This is a genomic window from Psychrobacter sp. P11G3, from assembly GCF_001435845.1.
GTDB lineage: Bacteria > Pseudomonadota > Gammaproteobacteria > Pseudomonadales > Moraxellaceae > Psychrobacter.
Window position 1 is genome coordinate 1 of the sequence record NZ_CM003597.1, and the last position, 8,535, is coordinate 8,535.

Below are 8,535 nucleotides of genomic sequence, written 5' to 3' on the forward strand. Positions count from 1 at the left end.
TAATGCTTTTAATGCTTTTAAAAGCTTTTAAGTCCGCTACATCCCTTGGTATTAAAGGCACTCACGACCCATAGAACGTAGTTTACTTACCCATAGAACGTAGTTTACTTACCCATAGAACGTAGTTTACTTACCCATAGAACGTAGTTTACTTACCTTATAACGATATCTATTTATTTATCGTTATAATGGTGCTATATTATTTATCGTTATATAGTTAGAGGGGCTAAGTTGATGAAACCAAGTGTGAATGCAGGTAATAATAAGATGGATCTTATAGTTAAGACAAACAGGCTAAATACAGCAATCCAAAATCTTACGCTTGCTGAAATAAGATTGGTTCAGTTGGCTATCATAGACAGCAGAGAGAAAAATGAAGGTTTATCAGCCGATAAACCTTTAACTATAAAAGCCTCAAGGTACGCTGAAGCGTTTGGAACGACACGACAGGGTGCTTATGACGTACTTAAAAAAGCAGAAGAGAACCTATTCGAGCGTAGGTTTACTTTTTTAGACGAAAACGATGGTTATCCCGTTAAGTCCCGTTGGATAAGTCAAGCAAAGTATAAGCAGGATAAAGGTACTATCGAAATTATATTTACGCCTGCGGTAGTAAATGAAATAACACGTATAAATGGTATAGAACAGTTTTTTACTAAGTACACGTTAGAACAAACATCGATGCTCAACAGCATGTATTCAGTACGTTTGTATGAACTTCTAATACAATGGCGTGAAGCCAAAAAGACCCCTTTATTTGGCTTAAAAGTATTTAGGGGGCAACTTGGAGTGGATGATGATGAATATGAACGGATGTGTGACTTCAAATCTGGTGTTTTAAACAAAGCTATTAAAGAAATTAATAAGCACACTGATATCAAAGTTAGCTATGAGCAAGAAAAAGATGGTAAAAACATTATTGGGTTCAAATTTAAGGTACTGTCAAAAAGCAAACCGAAAAGCAGTACACGACAAGGTATTAGTAGAGACGTAGATACAGCTGATATGTTTACGGTTGAAGATCTAAATGATAAACAGCTAGGACGTATTGCTCGTAACCCTCAGTTTATTACTGACTATAATCACATGGTTACCCCTACTAGCCCAGCTGGACAGTCGCAGCAAGGATGGGAGTTTGAAATGATTAATCGCCTTAAAAAAGACGCTTCTCAATTTAAGAAACGTCCAATCAGGGATTATTTAGATTATTAATGCTAGCGGTCTATTATAAGTGGTTCCATTATAGCAGTCTGTTTTAAGTAGTCTGTTAATAGGTTTGAAGAGTGAATTAGCTGGTTCCCTTGGGGTATGCTTTATCTTTAAATAATATAGTTTTTTTACTTATCGCAGGACATATTAAAATGCGTCCTTAGGACGCATTTTAATATGTCCTGTGTCTTATGTCAATTCTTGAAAGCCTTATCAGCTCTGGCTCAGGTAAAATTTATATCATTTACAAAAAAAAGCTTGCAAACTAGTCACATATTGTTTATAAGTCCTAAGGACTTATAAACAATATGTGACCAATATGCAAAAAACAATTTCTATAGAAGAGGCTACAAGCCTTTGGGTAATTGGGTTAGGCAGAAAAGCAGCCTTCTTCGATTCAGAGTTGTATGAGTTTTTGCATTATATACGTGAAACCAGATCCTTCCAAAACCAAAATATCAAAGGGTTCAGGACGGATAGTAATTTAAAGAAAAAATTATCTGAAGTTACGGACTATCTTGTATCTAGCGGCTTGGTACAAAAACCATATGACAACTACTTCGTTATCGCTAACAAAGACCCTAGCGACCTAGAAATAGTTTGCTCGCTATATAATATAGGATATATAACGTATTTGAGCGCCATGAGGTTCTACAATCTTACTAACAGAATCCCAAAAAGAATTGACTATATTGCTCCTACCAGACCATTGTGGAAGAAAACACAGTCACAAATTCTCTCAGAAAACAGCCCAAATGGTGAAAACCTAGAAAAGAATGATTTCTTTATACCTCCATACCCTTCTGAACGTATCAAAATTAAGGGCAAATACCTTAATGTTCACTCTCGCTCATGCCTTTACCCTCATATGAATAAAGGCCAAGGCGTTAGAATTATTAGCATAGGAGATTTGTTCTTAGAAATGGTGAGAAATCCCGATTTATGCGGTGGATTTCAACATGTTTTAGAGGTTTATGAAGAAATGGCAGAGGTTCTTTTAAATGAAATCATAGACTCAGTTGAGCTATATGGCACTGCTATCGATAAAAGTCGCATTGGTTTCATCCTAAACTCTCATTTGGATATTCAGGATCCTATAATCGCTGAATGGAAGACTTATTCCACAGCTAGAGGAGGAACTCGTAAAATGATATCAAACGAACCTTACTCAGACTCATATAGTGAGGACTGGTGTCTATCCCTTAATCATAGTGTGTTTAAATAAAAATGAAAAATATTGAAGAATGGATAGACAGAGCAGAAAATGATGATGAAAAAAAATTTAGGCAAGCTATTCACTTAATTTTATTGGCTATCTCTCGTGATAAATTCTTATCGCAAAATTTAGTCATAAAGGGAGGAATAGTATTATCTTTAGCTTATGGCTCGGAACGCTATACAACCGATCTAGATCTATCTTCTTTAGATAACATGGAAGTTTTAAGCAAAGAAGATCTAGAATTAAAGCTAAGCAAGCAAATTACAGCTGTTGTCGCCTTAAATGACTACGACTTAAAGCTCCTAGTTCATTCTATAAAATACATGCCTAAAGATCCTAGTAAAGTAAAGTTCCCGGCTTATAAAGCGAGGATTGGGTATGCGGATAGCACAAATAAGAACGCTATAAAACGCTTAGATAACAAGCAATCTCCTCACATCATTGAGCTTGATATTAGCTTCAATGAGAGTGTGTCAGTAAGTGATACTGAGAACTTCAAGTTAACTGACCGACTCAATGTTTTATGTTACTCACTTGAACAGCTTATAGCTGAGAAGTATCGCAGCATACTACAACAGATCGTTAGAACTCGTAGTCGCCGTCAGGATGTTTTCGATATTCACTATCTTTTAAACCAAGAAGCAAGTCTTTTATACTCAAACGAAACTAAAAAAACTGTATTAGATAAACTGATAAAATGCTCTGAGCGTAAAGGAATAGAAGAATACTTAAATCAATTTGGAATGAGAGATGAAGAGATAAAAAGACTCTCACTCGAAGATTTTCATACCCTTTCTCTTGAAATAGATATCGATACAGAAGTACCTCCAGCAGATATGTATACCGTAGTCCAAGATTATTTTGAATCACTCCCATGGAGTAATTTAAAGATATAATATGTTGAGGGTAAGGTTTAAGCCTTACTCTCAACCATTTACTATCTACTTAAGTGAAGGTGGTGGGGCTTAAGAAGATGAATTTACTTCACATGTAACGGTCTTTATATGTTCGAACCACTCATTGATTTCAGTATAGGCATCCATATCTTGAAGTAGACCTACGCTTAAATCTTTAGACAACTCTAGATTAAATTTTCTTTTTATTTCTTTTTCATTATATTCCTTTAAGTTTCTATCTCCGTTTTTGTAGCATTCTTTTAAATGGGCACTTAAGCTTTTAGGGATGTTCATATCTTTCCAAGTGTCTATCCATCGACTATCTGCCATATCAATGAATGGATCTGAAAATTCATAGCACTGGCTATGTAAGCTGGGATGGATGTAATTTTCTATCTCATAAAACTTTGTCTGGAAAGCTTTGTGTAATGCATTTTGGTTAATCTTGTTTATTATTCTTTTATATTTTTTAACATCTCTATCATAAATATGCATTTGTGGAATGCTAGATAACTTATCTAAATATTTATAGTTTTCCCAATGTTCTAAGTTGCCGCCTCCTAGAGGTATAATTAAAATATTAGAGTTATTTTTTAAGTCAAAATTAAAACAAGGCGATATATTTTTTAAAAACTCAACATCTGTGTATCCTTCTAAACATATAATCAACTTTATATTTGAATCGACTTTTGCAATTGTAATATTGGGCATTACCCCTAAAGATTGAGTGACTTTATCTAGCACTAATGGATCGTTCGACTCAATTTCTATTTGATTATGTTCTCGGTATATAAAAATAATATTATTTGTAGGGACCAATGCACCTAAGCTAGGGCTATGTGTCGTTAGTAATATCTGGGTATTTTCTTGTTCAGAAAGGTCAACTAAAGCACTATATAACATTTTTTGCCAGTCTGGATGCTGTGCAGTTTCTGGTTCTTCCAGAGCATAAATAACCGTTTTTTCTGATACTCTTTGTCTTTCAGCCTCAGCTCTAAAGTAGTTTAGAAGTATTAATCTTCTTACACCGCTTCCCCTCTTGTTAATTGGTATCCCATCTTCATCTTCGAATGTAAATGAAAACAAACTATCCCATGCTTTTGTTGAAACCGTCGGTGTTAATGCGTTAGCAATCTCTGGGTTCATTTCCCTAAGTTTTTCTATGGTTCTTAAACCAACTTCTTCAGTTGCTGTTACTATCTTATCTTTTAACTTATCTAAATCTTCTTGCATTCCACTTAAAATAGATTTAGTAATGACTTTTAGAGGACCTTGTACCTCTGAATCTGAGTCCTTATTTTCTCTATCTGCCTTGAAAAGGAAGTAAAGTGGTAGATCTACTTTAATTGCATCATAAATTTTTTTTCCATCTTCCGCATCAATAGGAATAATAGTTTCTGTTAAGTCTGAACTTTGGATATTTGAAAACTCATAAATAGCTTTACGAATCTCACTACAAATAGTTTTATTAACCACAGTAGTATCATGACTACTGTGGAATAAAGCTAGTTCTTTTTTTAAGTCAGTTATTTTTCTACATATTAATGGGTTGTTGAATTTTGCATAAGGATAATCTGCAACTATATAAGTTTTTAATGATTTTGACGTTATATTTGACCCTGAAGCATTCCAAACCTTTCTTATAGTTAAATATTCTTCTGAATCTAATAAGTATTCTTGTGATAGTTGCGTTGGAATAGTATCAATTGTATAAGATTTTTTTGAGTCAATCTTAAAAGATACTTGAATTGTAATATCACTGTCTGCTCCATTCAATCTCTTTTTATTTAAATCTAAAACATCAATTTTCACTGTATCGTTGTTAAAAAAAATCTCTAAAGCCTCTAAAATAGTAGACTTCCCCACGTCATTTTTCCCTATAATTACATTTAAATCTTTGTGTATTTCTATAGTCTGTTCTGTATAACCTCTGAAATTTTTTATGTATAGCTTTGAAATAACCATTTCCTAATTTCCTCAAAATCACTCTATTACAGCACCGTTTAACCAAAAAAAATTAAGTATTAAGTAAATCAATACGAGATTTTTTTATAAGCATAAATCACTAAATTATTCAAAATAGCTTAGAGTCTATCTTAGCTTCGTTGTTATTCTCAACACTAGCTCTATCCTTAAGTTCTTTCACTAAGTCTGCCATTAAATCCTTATCCGTTTGTCTGCTCAAAAAATCTAACAGATTATCGGCTGTATATTCCCTTAAACCATCTAACGAATTCTTCTCTAAAGCATCTACAAGAAAAGCGCCCAGTAGTATTTTTTTCCGTGTCAGTTTCTTATCTAGCTTCTGCTTCTCTCTATTGATCTTAAGCTCAAGTTCATTAATCTTCTGCTGTTCCTTTAAATCACTACCACCGAGTAAGCTCATAACCGTTCCTTGAATTATCAAATTATTCATGTACTTAACTATAGCAACTTCGCCAATACCTAACAACAGTTTATGATATAGTCATTTGACAGATGGTTGAGTCCCACTGACTAAGTGCGAGTTTTCGACTTCACAAATGTTTATTACCTACGGCAATACATTTATGAAGTCAAAACATCGGCAGGGGTAAACCCCCACACCCCCAGCACTACGAAAAGACGTAGTGCCAAAAACCTAAAAACTGAGCTTGTAGAAATGGCTATTTTTATCGCATCGACTAAATCAATATCTCGAAGTAACGGACAAAGTGCTGTTGCCAGTGCGAGCTATCGCGCAGGGGTAGAACTAGAAGATAAGCGATACGGTAAGACCCATGATTATTCAAAAAAGCATGGGGTAATAAGTGCCGATATTATTTTGCCGACAGCGTTGGCTGCTGCCAACGCTGATATTGATCGTAGTGATGTATGGAACAAAGCGGAAGCTGCCGAGAAGAGAAAGGATGCGCGTGTGGCGCGTGAATGGCTGGTCAATCTGCCGTATGAGTTAAGCGCAGAAGACAGAAAAACAATCGCGCACCAGTTCGCCCAAACGCTTGCGGATCGTTACGGTACGATTGCCGATTGTGCCATTCATCAACCGACACAAAAAGAGATTGATCGGGGCGCAGACCCTCGAAACTTCCATGCTCATATCCTGTTCACCACGCGCACCGCAGAGATTGACGATAACAATCAGATCATACTGACCGACAAAGCGACCATTGAGCTATCCGATAATAAGCGGCGTTCGCTTGGCATGGAACGCGTGAGCCATGAGATCAAAGAGGTTCGCCAACTATGGGAGCAGCTTGCTAATGAAAAATTAGCTGAGCATAAGCACGATTTGATAGATAGTCGCAGCTATGCCGCGCAAGGGATTGATATTGAGCCACAGCTCAAAATGGGGTCAGTCGCTACCAAGCTAGAACGTGACAAATACGAACGAGAGCTAAAAAAAGCAGAGCAAGCCAAAGAAGAAGGTAAGCATTACGAGATTGATAAAACGCCAGCAACACAGCTCGGCACCATCAACGAAATAATCAACGAGCGTAACGAGCTGGTGTGGGACGTAGCGCTTACCAAAAATCAGATGGTAAATGATGCCGCTGATGCCATTATCTTGAATGGTCATAAGATTGAAGACGTTGAACACAGCACACCGCCACCAACAAAGGCGACCAGTAATGATTTACCCACGCCAAGCGTGGCAAGCACAGCAGATGAACCCATTAAAGAACCTGAACCGCCACCTGCGCCAAAGCCTAAAGCACCCACGCTAGATGCGGTTGCACAAGCTATGGCGATGGCAAAGGGCATTAAGACTAAGCGCGAGAATGAGCAAAAACAAAAAGAGGTAGCATTGGAGCAGCAGCGACAGCGCGACCTTGCCGACCAACAAAAACGTGAACAAGCCGAACGTGAGCGCGTTGAACAGGCACGAGCCGACAGAGCAAGGCAGCTTGCGCTTGAAAACAAGCAATTCCTTGCCGACAAAAAATCACTGTATGCAGCTGTAATGGCACAATTGGAACAGCATACGCAGAAAGGGATTGATCCAAACAGCAAGACCGGCAAACTTATTTTAGCGATTTCAGTCGCTAATGAAGTCATGCACAGCCTCGATCAATACACGGATAACCCAAACACCACACAAAGACAGCGCGAGCTTGCGTCAAATGAGCGTGGCGCGTTAACGGACTTAGTTAACGACAAATCACAGCAAGCATTGAATGAGATTAAAAATATACACTATACCAGTGAGCGTAAAACGCACACAGCAGCCCTACAAGGTGCTTTAAGTGCATTTACAGACAATCACAGTCAAACTATCGAACAGACGCAACAGATAGCCATTGAGAGCGTAAAAAAAGACATTGCAGACTACAGTAATGAGATTAACCGCAGCCGCAGCTATGGATTAGGAAGATAAAAATGTCAGAGACACCCAACCTTGAAGACCTACTTACCGCCATTGCCACATTGACAGAACATAATACCGCCTTGTTAGAAAAAATAGAGGCAACAGATCAAGCCACCAAAGACAGAGACGCAGCAACCGCCAAGCTGGTAAACCATCTAACAGCTCAGCTCAAGGATTATCAAGAACGAGAGAATGTCATCAAATCAGCGATTGCTATTGGTGCGGCTAAAGAGGTTAGCAAAGAGGTGTCTGCGGTGCTGAATCACTACCATAACCAGTTAACGCAAGGCGTTGGCGGTCATGTTGAAAAGGCGAATCATCACTTAGTACAAACCGTGAACCTAGCCACCACCAGCATTAATGATTTATCCCTATTATCGTCAGATATGAAAAAAACCTTTGATGCCAACTTTAAGAGTTTAAGCTTTTTTTCTACTGAGTTTGAGGAACAAAATCGGCAATTAGCCAATGATGCCAAAAACACGTTAATCAGTGTTAGAAAGGAAGCTAGAGAAGGCGCTGAACGATACACCAAAGAGTTATCAGATGAGTTTGCTAGATCACTAAGTTGGAAGGCTGCTGGTCTGGTAGGTGCTATATGTGCTTGTATATTTGCTCTTACTTTATTTTCTGTTTGGTTACTTGTGCCTAGCAAAGCAGACATTGCAGAGCGTCAAACTAAATACAATAGTTTAGCAGCAGCTAAGATTGCTCATAATGTGGTTAACGGTCCAGATGGTGAATTTTATGCGAGAGTCACTCCGAATACTTGCTTTACAGGTACAGATAAGTATCGATACTGCAAATTTAGATAGGTAAAAGCTCTTGTTCTTTTAGTTAATAAAAAAAAGAAAAAAGGTTTT

The 8,535-nt window shown here is 37.4% G+C and carries 7 protein-coding genes; 5 read left to right on the plus strand and 2 right to left on the minus strand.

The window, feature by feature from the left end:
• Nucleotides 1–234 precede the first annotated feature (234 nt).
• The 3 genes from repM to AK824_RS13225 all read left to right on the plus strand — a co-directional run bounded on the left by repM (nt 235) and on the right by AK824_RS13225 (nt 3,324).
• Nucleotides 235–1,212 carry a replication initiation protein RepM gene (repM, locus tag AK824_RS13215; RefSeq protein ID WP_057762694.1) on the plus strand — a complete coding sequence of 326 codons (978 nt, stop codon included), beginning with the start codon at nt 235–237 and terminating at the stop codon, nt 1,210–1,212.
• A gap of 316 nt (nt 1,213–1,528) precedes the next feature.
• The gene (locus AK824_RS13220; protein ID WP_057762695.1) at nt 1,529–2,434 is read left to right on the plus strand and encodes a type IV toxin-antitoxin system AbiEi family antitoxin domain-containing protein; all 906 of its coding nucleotides are present in this window, start codon (nt 1,529–1,531) and stop codon (nt 2,432–2,434) included.
• Nucleotides 2,435–2,436: 2 nt separating this feature from the next.
• Nucleotides 2,437–3,324, plus strand: a complete 888-nt coding sequence (locus AK824_RS13225; RefSeq protein ID WP_057762700.1) for a nucleotidyl transferase AbiEii/AbiGii toxin family protein — start codon at nt 2,437–2,439, stop codon at nt 3,322–3,324.
• Nucleotides 3,325–3,393: 69 nt separating this feature from the next.
• Here AK824_RS13225 and AK824_RS13230 read toward each other — a convergent pair whose 3' ends face one another.
• Together AK824_RS13230 and AK824_RS13235 are read right to left on the minus strand one after the other, a co-directional pair.
• A complete protein-coding gene (locus tag AK824_RS13230; RefSeq protein ID WP_057762703.1) occupies nt 3,394–5,289 on the minus strand; it encodes an ATP-binding protein in 1,896 nt (631 codons plus the stop codon).
• A gap of 109 nt (nt 5,290–5,398) precedes the next feature.
• The gene (locus AK824_RS13235; RefSeq protein ID WP_057762706.1) at nt 5,399–5,710 is read right to left on the minus strand and encodes a hypothetical protein; all 312 of its coding nucleotides are present in this window, start codon (nt 5,708–5,710) and stop codon (nt 5,399–5,401) included.
• Between the two features lie 255 nt (nt 5,711–5,965).
• Here AK824_RS13235 and AK824_RS13240 point away from each other — a divergent pair, with 255 nt between their 5' ends.
• Nucleotides 5,966–7,681, plus strand: coding sequence for a MobA/MobL family protein (locus tag AK824_RS13240; protein WP_057762708.1), 1,716 nt, complete (start codon nt 5,966–5,968; stop codon nt 7,679–7,681).
• Between the two features lie 2 nt (nt 7,682–7,683).
• The gene (locus AK824_RS13245; RefSeq protein ID WP_057762711.1) at nt 7,684–8,487 is read left to right on the plus strand and encodes a hypothetical protein; all 804 of its coding nucleotides are present in this window, start codon (nt 7,684–7,686) and stop codon (nt 8,485–8,487) included.
• Nucleotides 8,488–8,535 lie beyond the last annotated feature (48 nt).